Below are 18,182 nucleotides of genomic sequence, written 5' to 3'. Positions count from 1 at the left end.
GCCAGGGTGGCTTTTAGGCCCCGGCGTCCTGGAGTGCGGCTGCAGCATCCCGGACCTTGACCATGGTGCGGAGGTTGCGGGTTGTGGTGGAAACCTTGTACTTCGGCTTGGCCGTCAGCTTGCTGAAGGGGCTGTCCAGGGTACCGCCCGCCGGTGCCAGCCAGGCCAGGGCCTCCGGGCCCAGCCTCTCCTGCTCCACGCCGACCCCTTCGCCGCCGCCCAGTGCCTCCGCGGCGGCGACCAGCTCGTCCAGTGCGGCGGTATCCGAGGTCAGGGTGAGGTACGTGTGGGTGGTTTTGTCGTCCGCCGGATAGCGACAGGCTGCAACCAGTTCGGCAACACGGGAGGACGTCAGCACCACAACCCAGGCGTCATAGCCGAAGGATTGCCTCAGTGCCGCCTCGAATTCCTTTTTGACGGCTCCGGGAGCAAGGTCACTGGCCAGCACGACGTTGCCGCTGGCCAGTAGCGTCTTCACACCGGTGAATGGGGACGCCTTCAGGGCTTCCTTGAGGTCCGCCATCTTGATGTTGATGCCGCCCACGTTGATGCCGCGAAGGAACACTGCGTAGCTGGTCATGCGCTCACAATACTGCCGGTTGTGGCTGACAGGGGCGTGCGCCGCCGGTGGTCCTATTCTGCGACGCCGGTATGCCCGCCGCAGGCTTGTTGGTTGCGCGAATTGATCAGGCGGGTTTGGCTGACTTTTCGGGGCAGGCTGGTTCCGGACGGCGTGGTTCCGGGCAGCGGAGGTGCCGTGGAGTGATAGCTGTGGCCGGTGGGGGTCCGGAGTTCGATCGTGTGCCGGGGACCGGGGCTGGGTTGGGCTTTCCATCCTGGGAGTTCTTTGGTGTGGTTGCAGGCTTCGCACAGCCCGGCCCCGTTTCCGAGGCTGGTGGTCCCGCCGGTGTGCCACGGTACGACATGGTCATGGTGGCGGATCGGCGCGTCGCAAAAGGGGGTGCGGCAGGTGTCATCGCGGGCCTGGATGAAGCGCCGCAGCCCCGGCGGGAACATGCGCGCCCGCGTATCCATGCCGACAAGGTCGCCCATCCCGGGGGCGGTGTAGAGCCGGCGGAGCCAGACATCGAAAACTGCACTGTGCCCAGAGTCCGCCCGCCGGCCCGGGTCTGGGCCGTCACCCGTTGTGGGATCGTCCTCCCGACCGCGCCCTGGCTGGCCCAGTTGTTGCCCTTGGCCCCGGGTGAGGAGGTTGCGGGCCCAGCCGGCGGGGACGGTGCCGTACCCGGGAAGGCGGGCTGGTTCGCTGTTGCCCTGGAGGAGGGAGCGGTCGGTCATGATCAGCTGGATCTCGATGCCGGTGATGCCTCCGGGGGTGCCGGTGGTGCGTTCTACCAGGGCGTCGGCCATGATCTGGCCACGTGACCGGCCGTCGCCGTCGGAGCGGAGGGTGTCGGCACGCCGGCTGAGCGCGGCGTGCACGGCGACGCCCTGCGCGACGGGCAGCAGGTAGGTCATGGTGTCCGGTGCCGGGCGGAGGCGCACGTTCGTCGTCGACGGCGCACCGGTCGGTATTGGACAGGCATGCCGTTTTCTTTGACGAGCAGGGTGGCGCGCCATTCGTTGAGCTGGCCGCTGTCCAGGGCGGCAGGGTGTGCGGCATCTCGGTCACGAGTGCCTTCGCGAAGCCGAGCAGCCGGCTGCCCCGGTTGGGGGATTCGCGGCGGGCGAGGGCGATCTCCGCGGCCACGCCCTGGCCCCATTCCGCGGCCGGGGCCCCTGCCCGGGCCTGGCCCCGGCGCTGGGCGGCATCAAAGGTCACGTCAATCCGGGCCTGCAGCCCGGCGATGACGCATTTGAGGTCCTCCAGGCCCGCCAGCTGATCGATCAGCCCGGCATTGTCCGCGCGAAGCAGCAGCGAACCCGCCGCCGCGATCAGGTCCTGCACGCTGGCACAGCTCGAAGCGGAGCTGGACGCAACGGTATTCGAGCCGGCGGTGTCCGACTCGGCGTCGTCTTCAAACGCGGCCCCGGCAAAGGCAGGGTCTGCAAATGAGGCATCGGGAAAAGGATCCTCTGGAAAAGTGGCGTCTGGAAACCCGTCGTCAGGGAAAGTGGCGTCTGGAAACCCGTCGTCAGGGAAAGGGTCGAGTGGAAACGCGTCGAAGGGAAAATCAGCGTCCGGGAACCCGGCGTCCGGGAACCCGGCGTCCGGGAAATCGGCGCCGGGAAAATCGCCCCGGGGAAGAGCGCAGCCGCATGGCAGCGCTGCCTTCGTCAGGTGCGTTTCCCCATCTCCATCCATAAACACAGTCTGCCAAGGGGCACAGACAATTTAGGGTCGGGGCCGGTACCAGCTAAGAGAGTTTCCAATAGCTGGCCAAGCCCCGCGAGCGCCGTGCTGATCCGAGGGCAGGAAGCCTGCGATATCCGGCCCAAGGTGGACTAACCCGGCACTCGCCTCAGTCGTTGTTCTTGCGGAGTGCTTCCGTCAGGACCCGGGCTGCGTTGCAGACCACCTCGGCGTGCAGGCGGCCGGGCTGGCGGGTGAGCCGCTCGATGGGGCCGGAGATGGAAACGGCGGCGATTACACGGCCGGAGGGACCGCGGACCGGTGCCGAAACCGAGGCGACCCCCGGCTCCCGTTCACCGAGGCTCTGACCCCAGCCCCGCCGTCGTACTCCTGCCAAAACGGTGGGCGTAAAGCGCGCGGACTGGAGTCCTTCCAGCAGGCGATCATGGTCCTCCCATGCGAGCAGGACCTGGGCGGCGGAACCAGCCTTCATGGACAGCTGCGTGCCAACAGGGATGGTGTCGCGGAGGCCGATGGGCCGCTCGGCAGAGGCGACGCAGACGCGCCAGTCGCCCTGGCGGCGGAAGATCTGGGCGCTTTCGCCCGTGGCGTCTCGCAGCTGCATCAGGACCGGACCCGCTGAGGCGATGAGCCGGTCCTCGCCGGCGGCCGAGGCAAGCTCCACGAGGCGGCTGCCGAGAACAAACCGGCCCTGGATGTCGCGGCTTACCAGGCGGTGGTGAACCAGCGCCAATGCGAGCCGGTGCACGGTGGGCCTCGCCAGTCCCGTGGCAGCAACGAGCTGTGCCAGAGTCGTGGGTCCGGCCTCGAGCGCGTCAAGCACCTGGGCCGCTTTATCAATGACACCGACTCCACTAGAATTGTCCATGTAATGATATTGCCGTCTCATTATCTGAGATGCAAATCTTTTGACTGGCTTATTACACGGCTCTGCTGCTTCAGTGGAAGTAACAGCCAACAGCAGTGAAGGGAGATGGCCATGGCAAACACATTGGCCGAGAAAGTCTGGGACGCGCACGTGGTGCGCAAAGGCGACGGCGACGGCGCCAACGCCCAGCCGGACCTTCTGTACATCGACCTTCACCTCGTCCACGAGGTGACGTCCCCGCAGGCCTTTGAAGGGCTCCGCCTGGCCGGCCGCAAGCTGCGCCGCCCGGACCTCACCATCGCCACGGAGGACCACAACACTCCCACGCTGGACATCGACAAGCCAATTGCCGACCTCACGAGCCGGACGCAGATCCAGACGCTGCGCAACAACTGCCAAGAGTTCGGGGTGCGCCTGCACTCTCTGGGCGACGCCGAACAGGGCATCGTGCACGTGGTGGGTCCACAGCTTGGCCTGACCCAGCCCGGCATGACCGTGGTCTGCGGCGATTCGCACACCTCAACCCACGGCGCCTTCGGCGCGCTGGCCATGGGCATCGGCACGTCCGAGGTGGAGCACGTCATGGCCACCCAGACCCTGTCCCTGAAGCCGTTCAAGACCATGGCCATCAATGTCGAGGGCACCCTCCGTCCCGGCGTCACAGCCAAGGACATCATCCTTGCAGTGATCGCCAAGATCGGCACCGGCGGTGGCCAGGGCTACGTCCTGGAGTACCGCGGATCGGCCATCCGGGCACTGTCCATGGAAGCGCGGATGACCATCTGCAACATGTCCATCGAGGCAGGGGCGCGCGCCGGCCTGGTCGCTCCGGACGAAACCACCTACGCATACATGAAGGGCCGCCCGCACGCACCGGAAGGTGCCGACTGGGATGCCGCCGTCGCATACTGGTCCACCCTGCGCAGCGACGATGACGCCGTCTTCGATGCCCAGGTGGACCTCAACGCCGACACGCTCGAGCCGTTCGTCACCTGGGGCACCAACCCCGGCCAGGGCGTCCCGCTGTCGGACAAGGTCCCTTCCCCCAACGACTTCGGCGATGAGAACGCCAAGGCGGCAGCCGAACGCGCGCTGCAGTACATGGGCCTGGAGGCAGGGACACGCATGAAGGACATCCGGGTGGACACGGTCTTCCTGGGTTCCTGCACGAACTCCCGCATCGAGGACCTCCGGGCCGCGGCTGACATCATCCGCGGCCGCGAGAAGGATCCCAAGGTCCGCATGCTCGTGGTGCCGGGCTCGGCCCGCGTCCGCCTGGAAGCGGAAGCCGAGGGCCTGGACCGGGTGTTCAAGGATTTCGGTGCAGAATGGCGCTTCGCCGGATGTTCCATGTGCCTGGGCATGAACCCGGACCAGCTGGAGCCGGGGGAGCGCTGCGCATCCACGTCCAACCGCAACTTTGAAGGGCGCCAGGGCAAAGGCGGACGAACCCACCTGGTGTCGCCTGTGGTGGCAGCTGCCACGGCAGTGCGCGGAACGCTGAGCTCGCCGTCGGACCTCGATCCGGCCCCGGAATCCGCCGCCCTCCAGACGACCGACGCAGCCTAGGAAGGCCCCATGGAAAAGTTCACCACCCACACCGGAATCGGCGTCCCGCTGCGCCAGAGCAATGTTGACACCGACCAGATCATTCCGGCGGTCTACCTCAAGCGGATCACCCGCACGGGCTTCGAGGATGCACTGTTTTCGGCCTGGCGGAAAGACCCGGCGTTCATCCTGAACCAGGCACCCTTCAACGCCGGCTCCGTGCTGGTGGCCGGGCCTGACTTCGGGACCGGCTCCTCCCGCGAGCACGCAGTCTGGGCGCTCAAGGACTACGGCTTCAAGACCGTGCTGTCCTCCCGGTTCGCCGATATCTTCCGCGGCAACTCGGGCAAGCAGGGACTCCTGGCTGCCGAACTGGCGCAAGATGACATCGAACTGATCTGGAAGGCACTCGAGAACGCCCCCGGCACCGAGGTGACCGTGGACCTCGTGTCCAAGACCGTCATCTGCGGGAACGTGGTTGCTCCATTCTCGATCGACGATTACACGCGGTGGCGCCTGCTCGAGGGCTTCGACGACATCGGCCTGACGCTGCAGCACGAGGAAGACATCACCACCTACGAGGCCACCCGGCCGGCCTTCAAGCCGAAGACCCTGCCGGCCAGGCTTTCGTAGGTCCTGTTACCCAGTCGGAGGCCCGTCGCACGAATCTGCGGCGGGCCTTTCCGTTGCCGGGCCCATACGGGTGAATACTGTATTGAGCCCCCTGTGGATCCACTCCCTGGCCCCGCAGTGCCCGGCCGCAGGTCCCGCGGAGACGGCTTTCACAAGGGGCCGTATTTCGGTTCGGTAACGCAAGCTCATATGCTTAGCTGGTGCCTTTGTAAGGATTTGGGGACGAGTAGTCGTGAGGAAACCGGTAAATGAGTAGTGTTCTGACAATCCGCGGAGGCGTCCCGCTAACTGGCCGTGTCAAGGTCCGCGGTGCAAAGAACCTTGTGCCCAAGGCCATGGTGGCGGCGCTGCTGGGCAATGAGCCTTCGGTGCTCCGGAACGTTCCGGAAATCAAGGACGTCGAGGTTGTCACCAGCCTGCTCCAGCTCCACGGGGTCACCGTGGAGAAGGATCCCGTGACCGGTGATCTCACCCTGGATCCGAAGGACGCCAAGACGGCGCCGAGCACGGCCATTGACGCCCACGCCGGTGACTCACGCATCCCGATCCTGCTGTGCGGCCCCCTGATCCACGCCATCGGTGAGGCTTTCATCCCCGATCTCGGCGGCTGCAAGATCGGCGACCGCCCGATCGACTACCACCTGAACGTGCTGCGCCAGTTCGGCGCCGTCGTGGAGAAGCGCCCGGGCGGCATCCACATCTCCGCGCCCAAGGGACTCCACGGCGCCAAAATCTCCCTGCCGTACCCCTCAGTGGGCGCTACGGAGCAGGTCCTCCTGAGTGCCACGCGCGCCGAAGGCATCACCGAACTCTCCGGCGCGGCTACCGAGCCCGAGATCGTGGACCTCATCGCTGTGCTGCAGAAGATGGGCGCCATCATCAGCGTCCAGACGGACCGCACCATCCGCATTGAAGGTGTCCGGGACCTGGGCGGCTACAACCACCGGGCACTCTCTGACCGCAACGAATCTGCGTCCTGGGCTTCCGCTGCCCTGGTCACCCGCGGCGACATCTTCGTTGAAGGCGCTTCCCAGCGCGACATGATGACCTTCCTGAACACCTTCCGCAAGGTGGGCGGCGGCATGGACATCGGCGACGACGGCATCCGGTTCTACCACCGCGGCGGCAAGCTGAGCCCGCTGGTGCTCGAAACCGACGTCCACCCGGGCTTCATGACGGACTGGCAGCAGCCACTTGTTGTCGCACTGACGCAGGCCGAGGGCGTTTCGATCGTGCACGAGACCGTGTACGAGAACCGATTCGGCTTCACCGACGCCCTGATCCGGATGGGAGCCAGCATCCAGGTCCACCGGGAATGCCTGGGCAGCGTCCCCTGCCGTTTCGGGCAGCGGAACTTCCTCCACTCAGCCGTCATCTCCGGCCCGACGCAGCTCAAGGGCACCGACATCGATGTTCCGGACCTGCGGGGCGGCTTCAGCCACCTCATCGCAGCCCTGGCCGCCACCGGCACGTCCCGGGTGACGGGTATGGACATCATTAACCGCGGCTATGAGCGCTTCAATGAAAAGCTCGCAGGCCTGGGCGCCGATTTCGACATCACTGCTGCGAAGTAGCGTGCCCCTGTGAAGGAATCGGCCAAGAGCCACATCACGTTCGTGATCATCGCCGGGATTGCGCGGCCCCTCCTGACACTGATGATGAACAAGAAATGGGAAGGCACAGAAAAACTTCCCGCCGGCGGTTTCATTGCGGCACCCAACCACTGCACCGAGATCGATCCGCTGGTCGTCGGGCACATGCTTTACAACCAGAAGCGCGCCCCGCACTTCCTCGCCAAGGCAGGCCTCTTCAAGGTGCCGGTCCTCGGTAAGCTGCTCCACGCCGTCAAGCAGATTCCGGTGGAACGCTCGACGGCGGGTGCCAACCGCTCCCTGCAGCTCGCCCAGGAGATCGTGGCAGAGGGCGGGGCGATTGTCATCTACCCGGAGGGCACGCTGACGCGGGATCCGGACCTCTGGCCCATGAAGGGCCACACGGGCGCTGCCCGGCTTGCACTCGAAGGAGGTATCCCCGTCGTGCCCATGGCCCACTGGGGCGCCCACGAGGTCTTCCCCCGGTATGCCAAGCGTTTCCATCTTTTTCCGCGGAAAACTTCCAGGATCCTGATTGGCGATCCCGTGGATCTTTCCCGCTTCGAGGGCCGGCCCAGGGACAAAGCCACCCTGACGGAGGCCACCGAGGCCATCATGGATGCAGTCACCGGCCTTCTGGCTGAACTCCGCGCTGAGCAGCCCCCCGCCAAACGCTGGGACCCGGCTGCGCACAACCAGACGAAGCACGGCCGCGACGTGGAACGGGGCGGACAATGACGCCTGAGCGGGCCCGGCCCGGTGCCGCGGTGTCGGTGGCGGTCCTCGGCGCAGGCTCGTGGGGAACCACGTTCGCCAAGATCCTCGCCGACGCCGCCACAGGCTCGGGCGTCGACCGCCGCATCCGGCTTTGGGGCCGGCGCGCGGAAGTCGTAGAGCAAATTAACCGGTACCACCGCAACCCGCAATACCTCGCCGACGTCGAACTTCCGCCGAGCATCACGGCGTCCACCGACGTGGCCGAGGTGCTCGCCGGAGCAGACCTCGTGGTCCTCGCCGTTCCGGCGCAGTCGCTGCGCCTGCAGCTGCGCGAATGGAAGCCCCTGCTGGAGGCGGACGCCCTGGTGGTGTCCCTCATGAAGGGCCTCGAACTCAGCACCGACGCCCGCATGAGCGAAGTCATCGGCCAGGAGCTGGATATCCCCGCCAACCGCATCGCCGTGGTGTCCGGGCCCAATCTAGCCATGGAAATCGCCCGGGAGGAACCTACGGCCTCGGTCGTGGCGTGTCCCGACTCCGCGGTCGCCGGCTGGATCGCCAGGAGCTGCACCTCTCCGTATTTCCGCCCTTACACCACCTCGGACATTGTGGGCGTCGAGATCGGCGGCATCGTCAAGAACGTCATAGCCCTGGCGGTGGGAATCTGCGAGGGCAAACAGATGGGCGATAACACCAAAGCGTCGGTGATCACCAGAGGACTTGCGGAGACCTCCCGCCTGGCCCTGGCTCTGGGCGGCGAAGCACAAACCATGGCGGGACTCGCCGGGTTGGGGGACCTCGTGGCCACCTGCTCGTCGCCGCTGTCCCGGAACCACACTGCCGGCCGGCTTCTCGGCCAGGGACTCACCCTGGATGAAGTCGCCGAAAAGATGACCCAGACGGCCGAGGGCATCAAGTCCGGGCAGGCTGTCCATGAACTTGCCGGTAAGCTCGGCGTCGAGATGCCCATCACGGCAGCCGTCGTCGCCGTGCTGGCCGGAAAATTGTCCGTTGACCAACTGGGGCCGCTACTGCTGGCCCGGGAACTTAAATCCGAAGGCGATTACTGACAGTGTCGGAAGAAAACTTGACCGCAGCGGACAACGCCCAGACGAGCAGGCCCCGCGTTGCGGTGCTCTTCGGCGGGCGTTCGAGTGAACACGCCGTCAGCTGCGTCACGGCAGCCGGGGTGCTGGGCGCAATCGACCGCAACAAATACGACGTCATTCCCATCGGGATTGCCAAGTCCGGGCAGTGGGTTCTTGCTGCGGGGGACACCGGGCAGTGGTCACTTTCGTCGACCTCCCTGCCAGAGGTTGCGCCGTCGTCCCAGACCGTGACACTCGCCGAAATCGGCGGGGAGCACCAGCTTATCGTGGCCTCGCCCAACGAGGTGCCGCAGGAACTCGGCACGGTGGACGTGGTTTTCCCGCTGTTGCACGGTCCGTTCGGCGAGGACGGAACCATCCAGGGCCTCCTGGAGCTTTCCGACACGCGATACGTAGGTGCCGGGGTACTGGCGTCCGCCGTGGGCATGGACAAGCATTTCATGAAGGTGGTCTTCGAGGCCGCCGGACTGCAGGTTGGCCCCTACATCGCTGTGACGGACCGGCAGTGGCGCAACGATCCCGAATCGGTGCGGAAGCGTGTCGACCTGCTCGGCTACCCCGTGTTCGTCAAGCCCGCCCGCGCCGGATCCTCCATGGGTATCTCAAAGGTGGATCGCCTTGAGGACCTCGACGCGGCCATCGAGGCCGCCCGTGAACACGACCCCAAGCTCGTCATCGAGGCCGGCATCGTCGGCAGGGAAATCGAGTGCGCCGTGCTGGAAGGCCGGGGCTCCGCTGCACCGCGGACGTCCCTGCCTGGAGAAATTTCCGTGGCCGCCGGTGACCATGAGTTCTACGACTTCAACGCCAAGTACGTGGATGACGCCGCCGCACTGAGCTGCCCCGCGGCTATGCCCGAGGAGGCTATAGCCCGGGTGCGGGAGCTCGCCGCCGTGGCATTCGACGCAGTCGGGGCCGAGGGCCTTAGCCGGGTCGACTTCTTCTACACCGCCGACGGCGCGCTCATCATCAACGAGATCAACACCATGCCTGGATTCACGCCGAAGAGCATGTATCCGCAGATGTGGGCCGCCTCGGGGCTGAGCTACGCGGAGCTGATCGACGAGCTCATCTATCTGGCGCTGAAGCGCAAAACCGGTCTCCGCTAGGACGCGCCGCTGGCCGGGCCCGTCCGGCCCCGGGGTTTGACCACCGCTGGTCGAGCCTGTCGGGACCTACTTGCTGGTGGGCAGGTGCTGAAGGTCTTCCTGGCCAACGCAGTTGCGGCTTGCCTTGATTTTCCCGGCAGCCCCGGAGAGGTCGGCCAGCACAGTCGCCGAGCTGATCTTGTTCGGGTCCATCAGGATTTCCGTGGCCGGTTCGCGGCCGAAGGTGGTCAATGTCCACACGGGATTGCCCTCCTTGATGACCCAGTCGACGTCATTGACGCTGACACAGCGGTCCGTGGTGGGCCCGGGTACGTTGACTCCGCACCGCAGGATCACCTGGGAGGGATCACCCCATGCGGCCGTCGCCTGGCTGTTCGTCTTGCGGAGGCGTGCATCGCCGATGGCGTCCGGGAGTGCCACCATCATGGGAGCGCAGGCCGGGTTCGCGGCGTCGGCGGCGGGCGCAACATCGACGGCGGGGGAGCAGCCGCCCAGCGCAAGGGCGGCGGCTGCAGCCACGGCCAGGACTGACCAGATGCCGGGCCGGCTGGCCGGTCCGGGGACCCGAAGGTTTCGGGCTGTTCGGGCTGATCCAGGGGTGCGGCGGCAGTGCATGCGTTAACCCTATCCCGGAGTCAGGACCCGAATTGCCGTGAGGTCACCGGCGCCCCGCATGCCGGGAAACAATGTCGTCCCGTCGCGGTAGCGTAGTGGCGTGCCCCAATCACCACTGACTGTCGCCGAACTGTCCGAAGCCGAGTTGCTCACGCGGATCTTCCCGCGGCTGGAGCTGAACGCCGTGCACAGCGCGGCCGTTCTCCTGGGTCCTGGCGATGATGCCGCCATCGTTGCCGTGCCGGACGGCCGGACTGTCATCAGCATCGACACCCAGGTACAGGACCAGGATTTCCGGCTCCAGTGGAACAACGGCTACCGGACCACCGGCTACGACGTGGGGTGGAAGGCGGCAGCCCAGAACCTCAGCGACATCAATGCCATGGGCGCCACCGCAACCACGCTCGTGGTCAGCCTCACCATGCCGGCCGACACTCCGGTGGAATGGATCGAGGACCTGGCGGACGGGCTGGCCGCGGCCATCGGAAAGCTCGGGGCAGGATCATGCTCTGTCGCCGGAGGCGATTTGGGCCGCGGGGGCGAGCTGTCCGTCACTGTGGCGGTTCTCGGCACCCTCAGTGGAGGCCAGCCCGTACTCAGGTCCGGGGCAACGGCCGGCGACACTCTGGCCATTGCCGGCAAAGCCGGCTGCGCGGCTGCGGGGCTCGCACTCCTGGAGTCGAACCACCCTGTGGCATCGCTGGCCCCGGAACTGAGGCTGTTCCTGGATCTCCAGTGCCGCCCCGAGCCGCCCCTTGATGCCGGGCCAGGGGCGCGGACATCAGGAGCCACCGCCATGATGGACATTTCGGACGGGCTCGTGCGGGACGGCACCCGGCTCGCTGTTGCGAGCAACGTCGTGCTGGACCTTGATCCCGGGAAGCTGAAGCAGCTGGCCGCGTCACTGCGGCCGGCCGCCGCGCTCCTGGGGGCCGATCCGTTGGCGTGGGTGCTGGGCGGCGGAGAGGACCACGGCCTGCTTGCTACATTCCCCGCGGACATTCAGCTGCCTCCCGGGTTCACTGGGATAGGCTCAGTACAGGCCCGCGGTTCGAATGAAGCGGCGGGCGTTAAGATCGCGGGACGGCCCGCTGACTCCGTGGGATGGGATCACTTTGCAGACTAAGATTGCCGCCAACGCGCAAGCGATGAAGCGGTGGTTGGGCAAGGCCGAAACAGCCCTGGGGAACCACAGTGACCGCCTCAATGCGATCAACATCTTCCCGGTGGCCGACGGCGACACCGGCACCAACCTTTACCTGACAGTCCGGGCAGCGGCCCGTGCGCTTCAGGAGTCCCCGCCGGAAACGTCGCAGAGGGCCAGCATTCAGCTGGTCCCGGCCCAGAACGACGTCGGTGCGGTCCTCGCCAAAGCCGGGCAGGCCGCGATGGAGCAGGCCAGGGGAAACTCCGGCACACTGTTCTCGGTTTTCCTGTGCGCCGCCGCCGAGCCCTTGTCGGGGCACATGCGGCTCACCGCCACGTTGCTGGCCGCGGCCCTCAACCGGGCGCAGATCCGGGCCTGGTCGGCGCTCAGCGACCCTGTGCCCGGGACCATGCTGTCGGTCATGGAGGCAGCCGCCCGGGCAGCGGCCGCCGTCGACGCCGCCCAGAACGGGAATGACAGCAACCACGCCCTGGGCCTGGTGCTGGACGCCGCAGTTGAGGCAGCACTCGAGGCCGTCGTCCGCACCGAGGGCCAACTCGATGCCCTGCAGGCCGCCCACGTCGTGGACGCCGGCGGCGTGGGGATGCTGCTGATCCTTGACTGCCTGCGGTCGGCGGTACTCGGCGGGGAACTCCAGAGTGAACTGCTGGACGGCCTGCACGGCTACGACGTGCAGGACCCCCACATCCACGCGGACCTGCCGGATGACGACGGCGTGGAGGTCATGTGCACCATCAGCCTGTCGCCGCTGGACGCGGCCACTCTCAGGCAGCGCCTCGACGAGCTCGGGGATTCTGTGATCATGAGCCAGGTGGGGCCGTCTCCGGATCAGGAAGGCCGGTACCGCTGGCGGGTCCATGTGCACGTCTTGGAGCCAGGTCCCGCCCTGGAGATGATCGGTTCCCTCGGCGAGCCCACCGGCGTAACAGTCAGCGAGCTGGCACTGCCACGAGACCCCAACCCGGTGGAGGCTGATGTCCGGAGCCTCGAGGGTTGATGAAACACAGAGGGCCGATGAACGCAGAGGAAAGATGAACACCGAGCTTGAACTCGGCCTGGAGCGCCGGATGGGCAAACGCTCCGCAGCCGTCGTCGAAAAACACCTGGGGATCACCACGGTTGGCGGCCTGCTCAACTACTTTCCGCGCCGCTATCTGAGCCGGGGTGAGCTCACGCCCATCAGCGAGGTTCCCCTGGACGAGGAAGTGACACTCATCGCAAGGGTCGTCTCGAACAGCACCCGGCAGATGCGAGCCCGGCGCGGTTCCCTGACCGACGTCGTGATCTCCGACGACGCCGGTGCCGGCAACTCAGTCCGGTCTGCGGGGGCCGGCCTGCCGGGCACCCTGAAAGTCAGCTTCTTCAACGGCTTCCGGGCCAAAACCGAACTCCAGCCCGGCCGCCGGGCCATGTTCTCCGGAAAGGTGACCCGCTATGGCGGATCGCTGGGGCTGACCAACCCCGATTTCCTGTTGCTCGACGAGGACCCGGACACTCCGGGGATGGATCCGGAAAAACTGGCCGCCATGCCCATCCCGGTGTACCCGGCAACCGCGAAACTCACCAGCTGGTCAATCCAGAAGGTGATCGCGACGCTCCTGGACACCGTTGACCTGGATGACCTGCCGGACCCGCTGCCCGCAGGCATCTCTGCGCGCGAGAAGTTCCTGCCCGTCGCGGAGGCCTACCGCCTGATCCACGCGCCGCAGACCCCTGGGGACTGGCAGCGCGCCCGGGACCGCTTCCGGTACCAGGAGGCCCTGGTGCTCCAGTCTGCCCTTGCCCGGCGCCGCGCCCAGCTCGCCGCCGAGGAAGCAACAGCCCGCCGGCCCCTGCCCGACGGACTGCTGGCTGCCTTCGACCGCCAGCTGCCGTTCACCCTCACCGGCGGACAGGCCGCCGTGGGCAAGACGCTCTCCGGCGAGCTGTCACAGGACGGACCGATGAACAGGCTGCTGCAGGGCGAGGTGGGATCAGGCAAGACCATCGTGGCGTTGCGGGCCATGCTCCAGGTCGTCGACGCCGGGGGACAGGCTGCCCTGCTGGCACCCACGGAGGTCCTCGCAGCGCAGCACTTTGACTCCATCCGGCGGACGCTCGGGCCGCTGGCCGCCGACGGGCTGCTGGGCGGCCTGGGCGACCACACGGTCCAGGTCAGCCTGCTCACCGGTTCCATGCCCACCGCCGCCCGCAAGCAGGCGCTGCTCGACGCCGCCTCCGGCACCGCCGGCATCGTCATCGGCACCCACGCCCTGCTCAGCGACAACGTTTCCTTCTACGATCTCGGCCTCATCGTGGTGGATGAGCAGCACCGCTTCGGCGTGGAACAGCGCGACGCCCTGCGCGCGAAGGCGAGCAAGCCCCCACACCTGCTGGTCATGACCGCCACCCCCATCCCCAGGACGGTGGCCATGACCGTCTTCGGTGACCTCGAAACGTCCGTGCTGGACGAGCTGCCGGCAGGCAGGGCGCCCATCAGCACGCACGTGGTGGGCCTTGCGGAGAACCCCGGCTGGGCAGGCCGGATCTGGTCGAGGGCCCGGGAAGAGATTGACGCCGGGCACCAGGTCTATGTCGTGTGCCCCAAGATCGGAACGGACGACGACGGCGACTTCAGTCCCGGCGAAGCGGAACCCGGCGCCGGGGAACTGGAGGGGGACGGTGCCGCACGCGAGCTGGCCTCGGTGACAGGCGTCGTCGAACATCTCCGCGAGGAACCGGCCCTGGCGGGTGTGCCGCTGGCACCGCTGCACGGGCGCCAGGATCCCCTCGTGAAGTCAGAGACCATGGCCTCGTTCACGGCCAACGAGACCAAATTGCTGGTGTCCACCACCGTGATCGAAGTGGGTGTGGACGTGCACAACGCCACCCTGATGGTCATCCTCGACGCGGACAGGTTCGGCATTTCGCAGCTCCACCAGCTGCGCGGACGGGTGGGCCGCGGTGGGCTGCCGGGAACCTGCCTGCTCGTCACCACGCTTGAACCCGGCCACCCCAGCCGCCGCCGGCTGGATGCCGTGGCCGCCACCACAGACGGGTTCGTACTCTCCCAGGAGGACCTGAAACTGCGGCGCGAGGGCGACATCCTAGGCGCGTCCCAGTCCGGCGGCCGGTCAACGCTGAAACTGCTGAGAGTGCTGGAACACGAGGACATCATCGCCCGCGCCCGGCAGGACGCCCAGGACATCGTCGGCAGCGACCCGTCGCTCGCGGACCACCCGGCACTGGCGGAGGCCATCGACGATTACCTGAACCCCGAGAAGGAGGCGTTCCTTGAACGTGGCTAGCAGCACCGATGCGCTGGGACCCCAAGCAGCGGCACGCCGGGCGGAAGCGGGGCCGGCGGCATGAGCCGGATCGTGGCAGGGGCTGCGGGAGGAACGCCGCTGGTCAGCGTGCCGGGTTCGCTGACGCGTCCCACCACCGACCGCGTTAAGGAAGCCCTGTTCTCCCGGCTGGACGCCTTCGATGTGCTGGCTGGCTCCCGCGTGCTCGATCTGTACGCGGGCTCCGGCTCACTGGGCGTGGAGAGCGCCAGCAGGGGCGCCCAGGCTGTCGACCTCGTCGAATTTGCCGACCGGGCGAGCGCCGTGTGCCAGCGGAATGCGGACCTGATCAACGGTGTGCTGGGCCGGAAGACGGTCACCGTACACCGCTCGCGGGTTGAGTCGTTCCTGGAGCGGACGGCTGATGGAACCCGGTGGGATGTGGTTTTCCTGGACCCGCCGTACCCCCTGGACGAGCCGGCCCTGGCCGCAGTCCTCGGGAAACTGGCCCGCCACCTGGCGCCGGGCGCGGTGGTGGTGGTGGAAAGGTCGTCAAGGACGCCGGAGCCGTTCTGGCCTGCAGCCCTGGAACGCTTCGCGGAGAAGAAATACGGCGAAACCCGGCTGTGGTTCGCCGAGCCCGTCAGCGACCACCAGGTGGACGTCGTTCCGGAGGCAGAGGACTGAGCCTCAGCCTGACAGCTGATCCAGGTCGACTCCCGCCAGTACCTTGGCCGGGTGCGGCCCGCGGGCTGTCAGGGCGGCCGTCCATTCGGGCGGCCATGGCTTCTGCGTGCCGGCCAGGATGATGTTCCCGGGATACCGGCCGGTGAACATGCCGGCTTCGGCGAAGGCGGCCACATCGGTCATGGCACGCCGCAGGGCCGCGACCTGGCTGCGGACCAGGGTCAGGCCAGGCTCGTCACCGACGTTCACGATCAGCACGCCGCGCGCCGACAGCCGTGCCGCGCATTCCTTATAGAACTCCTGGCAGGCGATATGTTCCGGAGCGTCGGGGCCGGAGAAGATATCCAGGATGACGACGTCAAAGCGCAGGTCCGCGGGCAGCTCCGCCAGCGCTTCGCGGGCGTCGCCGATAACCGTGTGCAGTTCGGTGCCTTCGGGCAGCGGTAGCTGCTCCAGCACGAAGTCCAGAAGCTCCCGTTCAAGCTCCACTGCGTACTGCACGGATCCCGGGCGGGTCGCCTGGATGTACCGGGCCAGGGTCAGCGCGCCGGCTCCGAGATGCAGGGCAGTGACCGCCTCCCCCCAGGGCGCCGCGAGGTCCACCATGTGACCGATCCGGCGCAGGTACTCGTAGAAGATGTCTTCCGGGTCCGCCAGGTCGACGTGTGACTGCTCGGCCCCGCCGATGCTGAGCACGAAGCCGCCGTCAGTGAACGGGTCCGGTTCTATGACGGCATGCTGGCCGGTGGTGCGGAGAAAACGCGACACCGGCGAGTGACCTTCCGCCACCGTCAGAGCCTGTCCCGCAAGGTCGCCAGCCTGGTGGCCGCTTCTTCCAAGACCTCGGTCTTCTTGCAGAAGGCAAACCGCAGCAGGCTCCTCGTTCGCTCGGCCCCCTCGGGGTGGCAGAACACAGGAACGGGAATGGCGGCCACGCCCACGAGCTCAGGCAGGCGCCGGGCGAGTTCCACGGAATCACTGATCCCCAGGGGAGACGTGTCGACATTCACGAAATACGTGCCCTGCGGCGTGAACACGTCCAGGCCCGCCGCCCTGAGACCGTCACTCAGGATGTCGCGTTTCTTTCCCAGCGTGGCGGCGACGCCGTCGTAGAACGCGTCGGGCAGCCCCAGCCCGGCCGCAATCGCGCTCTGGAAAGGCGTGCCGGAACTGTAGGTGAGGAACTGCTTCACGGTCCGGATGGCAGACACGAGGTGCTCCGGCCCGCTCAGCCAGCCAACCTTCCAGCCGGTGAAGGAGAAGGTCTTGCCGGCCGAGGAGATGGTGACGGTCCGCTCCGCGGCACCCGGCAGGGTTGCCACCGGGATGTGGCCGACGCCGAACGTGAGGTGCTCATAGACCTCGTCGGTGACGATGAGGGCGTCATACTTCCGGGCCAGTTCAACCACGCGCTGCAGGACGTCCGCCGGAAAAACGGCGCCGGTGGGGTTGTGCGGATTGTTGAGCAACACCACTTTGGTGCGGCTGCTGAACGCATTTTCGAGTGCCGCGAGGTCAGGCATGAAGTCAGGGGCGAGCAGCGGCGCCGTGACATGCGTGGCACCGGAAAGGCCGATAATCGCGCCATAGGAGTCGTAGAAGGGCTCAAAGGTCAGGACCTCGTCGCCGGGGCCCACAAACGCCATCAGCGATGCGGCGATACCCTCGGTAGCGCCCGTAGTGACGATGACCTCGGTGTCCGGATCCGGAGCCAGTCCGTAAAAGCGCTGCTGGTGGGCGGAGACAGCCTGCCTCAGCTCGGGGATGCCTTTGCCCGGTGCGTACTGGTTAGAGCCCTGGGCGATCGCCGCCTGGGCGGCTGCCTTGATTTCCGCGGGGCCGTCTTCGTCCGGGAACCCCTGGCCGAGGTTGATGGCGCCGGTCCGGACGGCCAGAGTGGTCATTTCTTCGAAGATCGTGACGCCCAGGGTTCCGTCGGAAGCCAGGAGGTTCGCCCCCATGGCCGCCCGCTGCCAGGGCGCCGGAAGTGTCTCTGCCATTACGTTCCCGCCTGTCCGGTCAGCCCACTTTCCTGCGCGGCTGATGCATCCAGTCATGGTATCCCGGCTTGGACATACGGTAGGTTCGGAGCATGAGACGCGCCGTATGCCCAGGCTCCTTCGACCCCATCCACAACGGACACCTTGAAGTCATCGCCAGGGCCGCGAGCCTCTTCGACGAAGTGATCGTGGCCGTGTCCACCAACTACGCCAAGAAGTACCGGTTCACGCTGGAGGAACGGATCGAGATGGCCAAGGAGACGCTGGCCTCCCTGCGTGGCATCGTCGTGGAGCCTGTCGGTGAAGGCCTCCTCGCCGAGTACTGCCGCCAGCGCGGCGTGTCCGCCATCGTCAAGGGCCTGCGCTCGTCCTCGGATTTTGACTACGAGCTGCCCATGGCCACCATGAACCGGCAACTGAGCGGCGTGGAGACAGTGTTCCTGCCCGCTGAGGCGCACTACCTGCACCTGTCCTCGACACTGATCAAGGAAGTGTTCACCCTGGGCGGGAACGTGGCCGAATATGTGCCCCGGTCCGTCCTGAAACGGCTTGTCGCGGGTGGGCCTGCCCCGGGCCAGCCGTCGAGAGGGTAGGC

The 18,182-nt window shown here is 66.8% G+C and carries 16 protein-coding genes and 1 pseudogene; 11 read left to right on the top strand and 6 right to left on the bottom strand.

Annotated features, from left to right (window positions below; genetic code table 11):
• Nucleotides 1-13 precede the first annotated feature (13 nt).
• The 3 genes and pseudogenes from LQ144_RS01710 to LQ144_RS01700 form a co-directional block, all read right to left on the bottom strand.
• Entirely contained in the window at nt 14-580 is a 567-nt protein-coding gene (locus LQ144_RS01710) for a DUF1697 domain-containing protein (RefSeq protein ID WP_230116833.1), read from the bottom strand.
• A gap of 53 nt (nt 581-633) precedes the next feature.
• A pseudogene (locus tag LQ144_RS01705) lies at nt 634-1,909 on the bottom strand (HNH endonuclease signature motif containing protein).
• A 514-nt stretch (nt 1,910-2,423) separates the two neighbouring features.
• Nucleotides 2,424-3,143, bottom strand: a complete 720-nt coding sequence (locus LQ144_RS01700; protein WP_043420062.1) for an IclR family transcriptional regulator — start codon at nt 3,141-3,143, stop codon at nt 2,424-2,426.
• A gap of 111 nt (nt 3,144-3,254) precedes the next feature.
• Here LQ144_RS01700 and leuC point away from each other — a divergent pair, with 111 nt between their 5' ends.
• From leuC to LQ144_RS01670, 6 genes are all read left to right on the top strand, one after another.
• Nucleotides 3,255-4,712 (top strand): 3-isopropylmalate dehydratase large subunit, encoded by a 1,458-nt coding sequence (leuC, locus tag LQ144_RS01695; protein ID WP_230116832.1) that lies wholly within the window; start codon nt 3,255-3,257, stop codon nt 4,710-4,712.
• A 9-nt stretch (nt 4,713-4,721) separates the two neighbouring features.
• A complete protein-coding gene (leuD, locus tag LQ144_RS01690) occupies nt 4,722-5,324 on the top strand; it encodes a 3-isopropylmalate dehydratase small subunit (protein ID WP_230116831.1) in 603 nt (200 codons plus the stop codon).
• A 248-nt stretch (nt 5,325-5,572) separates the two neighbouring features.
• Entirely contained in the window at nt 5,573-6,898 is a 1,326-nt protein-coding gene (gene murA / locus LQ144_RS01685; RefSeq protein ID WP_230116830.1) for a UDP-N-acetylglucosamine 1-carboxyvinyltransferase, read from the top strand.
• Nucleotides 6,899-6,907: 9 nt separating this feature from the next.
• Nucleotides 6,908-7,654 (top strand): lysophospholipid acyltransferase family protein, encoded by a 747-nt coding sequence (locus tag LQ144_RS01680; RefSeq protein ID WP_230116829.1) that lies wholly within the window; start codon nt 6,908-6,910, stop codon nt 7,652-7,654.
• On the top strand, nt 7,651-8,703 hold the full coding sequence (locus tag LQ144_RS01675) for an NAD(P)H-dependent glycerol-3-phosphate dehydrogenase (RefSeq protein WP_230116828.1): 1,053 nt from the start codon (nt 7,651-7,653) through the stop codon (nt 8,701-8,703). Before LQ144_RS01680 ends, LQ144_RS01675 begins: the two co-directional genes overlap by 4 nt.
• 2 nt (nt 8,704-8,705) lie before the next feature.
• The gene (locus tag LQ144_RS01670) at nt 8,706-9,851 is read left to right on the top strand and encodes a D-alanine--D-alanine ligase family protein (RefSeq protein WP_230116827.1); all 1,146 of its coding nucleotides are present in this window, start codon (nt 8,706-8,708) and stop codon (nt 9,849-9,851) included.
• A gap of 66 nt (nt 9,852-9,917) precedes the next feature.
• On the opposite strand, the gene LQ144_RS01665 is transcribed toward LQ144_RS01670, so the two are convergent.
• Complete coding sequence (locus LQ144_RS01665) at nt 9,918-10,466, bottom strand: DUF3515 family protein (protein WP_230116826.1); 549 nt, start codon at nt 10,464-10,466, stop codon at nt 9,918-9,920.
• 100 nt (nt 10,467-10,566) lie between these two features.
• On the opposite strand from LQ144_RS01665, the gene thiL reads away from it, so the two are divergent.
• Genes thiL through rsmD form a run of 4 tightly spaced genes read left to right on the top strand, consistent with a single transcriptional unit; the run spans nt 10,567 to nt 15,587 of the window.
• Entirely contained in the window at nt 10,567-11,592 is a 1,026-nt protein-coding gene (thiL, locus tag LQ144_RS01660) for a thiamine-phosphate kinase (RefSeq protein ID WP_230116825.1), read from the top strand.
• Nucleotides 11,593-11,614: 22 nt separating this feature from the next.
• Entirely contained in the window at nt 11,615-12,631 is a 1,017-nt protein-coding gene (locus tag LQ144_RS01655) for a DAK2 domain-containing protein (RefSeq protein WP_230117040.1), read from the top strand.
• Nucleotides 12,632-12,665: 34 nt separating this feature from the next.
• Nucleotides 12,666-14,921, top strand: a complete 2,256-nt coding sequence (locus LQ144_RS01650; RefSeq protein WP_230116824.1) for an ATP-dependent DNA helicase RecG — start codon at nt 12,666-12,668, stop codon at nt 14,919-14,921.
• 60 nt (nt 14,922-14,981) lie between these two features.
• Entirely contained in the window at nt 14,982-15,587 is a 606-nt protein-coding gene (gene rsmD, locus LQ144_RS01645) for a 16S rRNA (guanine(966)-N(2))-methyltransferase RsmD (protein WP_230116823.1), read from the top strand.
• A gap of 3 nt (nt 15,588-15,590) precedes the next feature.
• Here rsmD and LQ144_RS01640 read toward each other — a convergent pair whose 3' ends face one another.
• Together LQ144_RS01640 and LQ144_RS01635 are read right to left on the bottom strand one after the other, a co-directional pair.
• Nucleotides 15,591-16,355, bottom strand: coding sequence for a fused MFS/spermidine synthase (locus tag LQ144_RS01640; protein WP_290369692.1), 765 nt, complete (start codon nt 16,353-16,355; stop codon nt 15,591-15,593).
• Between the two features lie 23 nt (nt 16,356-16,378).
• Nucleotides 16,379-17,587 (bottom strand): aminotransferase class I/II-fold pyridoxal phosphate-dependent enzyme, encoded by a 1,209-nt coding sequence (locus LQ144_RS01635; RefSeq protein WP_230116821.1) that lies wholly within the window; start codon nt 17,585-17,587, stop codon nt 16,379-16,381.
• A 92-nt stretch (nt 17,588-17,679) separates the two neighbouring features.
• Between LQ144_RS01635 and coaD the strand changes: the two genes are divergently transcribed.
• A complete protein-coding gene (gene coaD, locus LQ144_RS01630) occupies nt 17,680-18,180 on the top strand; it encodes a pantetheine-phosphate adenylyltransferase (RefSeq protein WP_230116820.1) in 501 nt (166 codons plus the stop codon).
• Nucleotides 18,181-18,182: the final 2 nt, after the last annotated feature.

Source organism: Arthrobacter sp. Bi83, from assembly GCF_918698095.1.
Classification (GTDB): Bacteria; Actinomycetota; Actinomycetes; order Actinomycetales; family Micrococcaceae; genus Arthrobacter.
Note: the sequence above shows the minus strand (reverse complement) of the source record. Positions and strands in the feature narration are given on the sequence as shown.

Coding starts and splice junctions, on each gene's coding strand:
- LQ144_RS01710 (WP_230116833.1), bottom strand. CDS start 580: ATGACCAGCTACGCAGTGTTCCTTCGCGGCATCAACGTGGGCGGCATC.
- LQ144_RS01700 (WP_043420062.1), bottom strand. CDS start 3,143: ATGGACAATTCTAGTGGAGTCGGTGTCATTGATAAAGCGGCCCAGGTG.
- leuC (WP_230116832.1), top strand. CDS start 3,255: ATGGCAAACACATTGGCCGAGAAAGTCTGGGACGCGCACGTGGTGCGC.
- leuD (WP_230116831.1), top strand. CDS start 4,722: ATGGAAAAGTTCACCACCCACACCGGAATCGGCGTCCCGCTGCGCCAG.
- murA (WP_230116830.1), top strand. CDS start 5,573: ATGAGTAGTGTTCTGACAATCCGCGGAGGCGTCCCGCTAACTGGCCGT.
- LQ144_RS01675 (WP_230116828.1), top strand. CDS start 7,651: ATGACGCCTGAGCGGGCCCGGCCCGGTGCCGCGGTGTCGGTGGCGGTC.
- LQ144_RS01665 (WP_230116826.1), bottom strand. CDS start 10,466: ATGCACTGCCGCCGCACCCCTGGATCAGCCCGAACAGCCCGAAACCTT.
- LQ144_RS01655 (WP_230117040.1), top strand. CDS start 11,615: ATGAAGCGGTGGTTGGGCAAGGCCGAAACAGCCCTGGGGAACCACAGT.
- LQ144_RS01650 (WP_230116824.1), top strand. CDS start 12,666: ATGAACACCGAGCTTGAACTCGGCCTGGAGCGCCGGATGGGCAAACGC.
- rsmD (WP_230116823.1), top strand. CDS start 14,982: ATGAGCCGGATCGTGGCAGGGGCTGCGGGAGGAACGCCGCTGGTCAGC.
- LQ144_RS01635 (WP_230116821.1), bottom strand. CDS start 17,587: ATGGCAGAGACACTTCCGGCGCCCTGGCAGCGGGCGGCCATGGGGGCG.
- coaD (WP_230116820.1), top strand. CDS start 17,680: ATGAGACGCGCCGTATGCCCAGGCTCCTTCGACCCCATCCACAACGGA.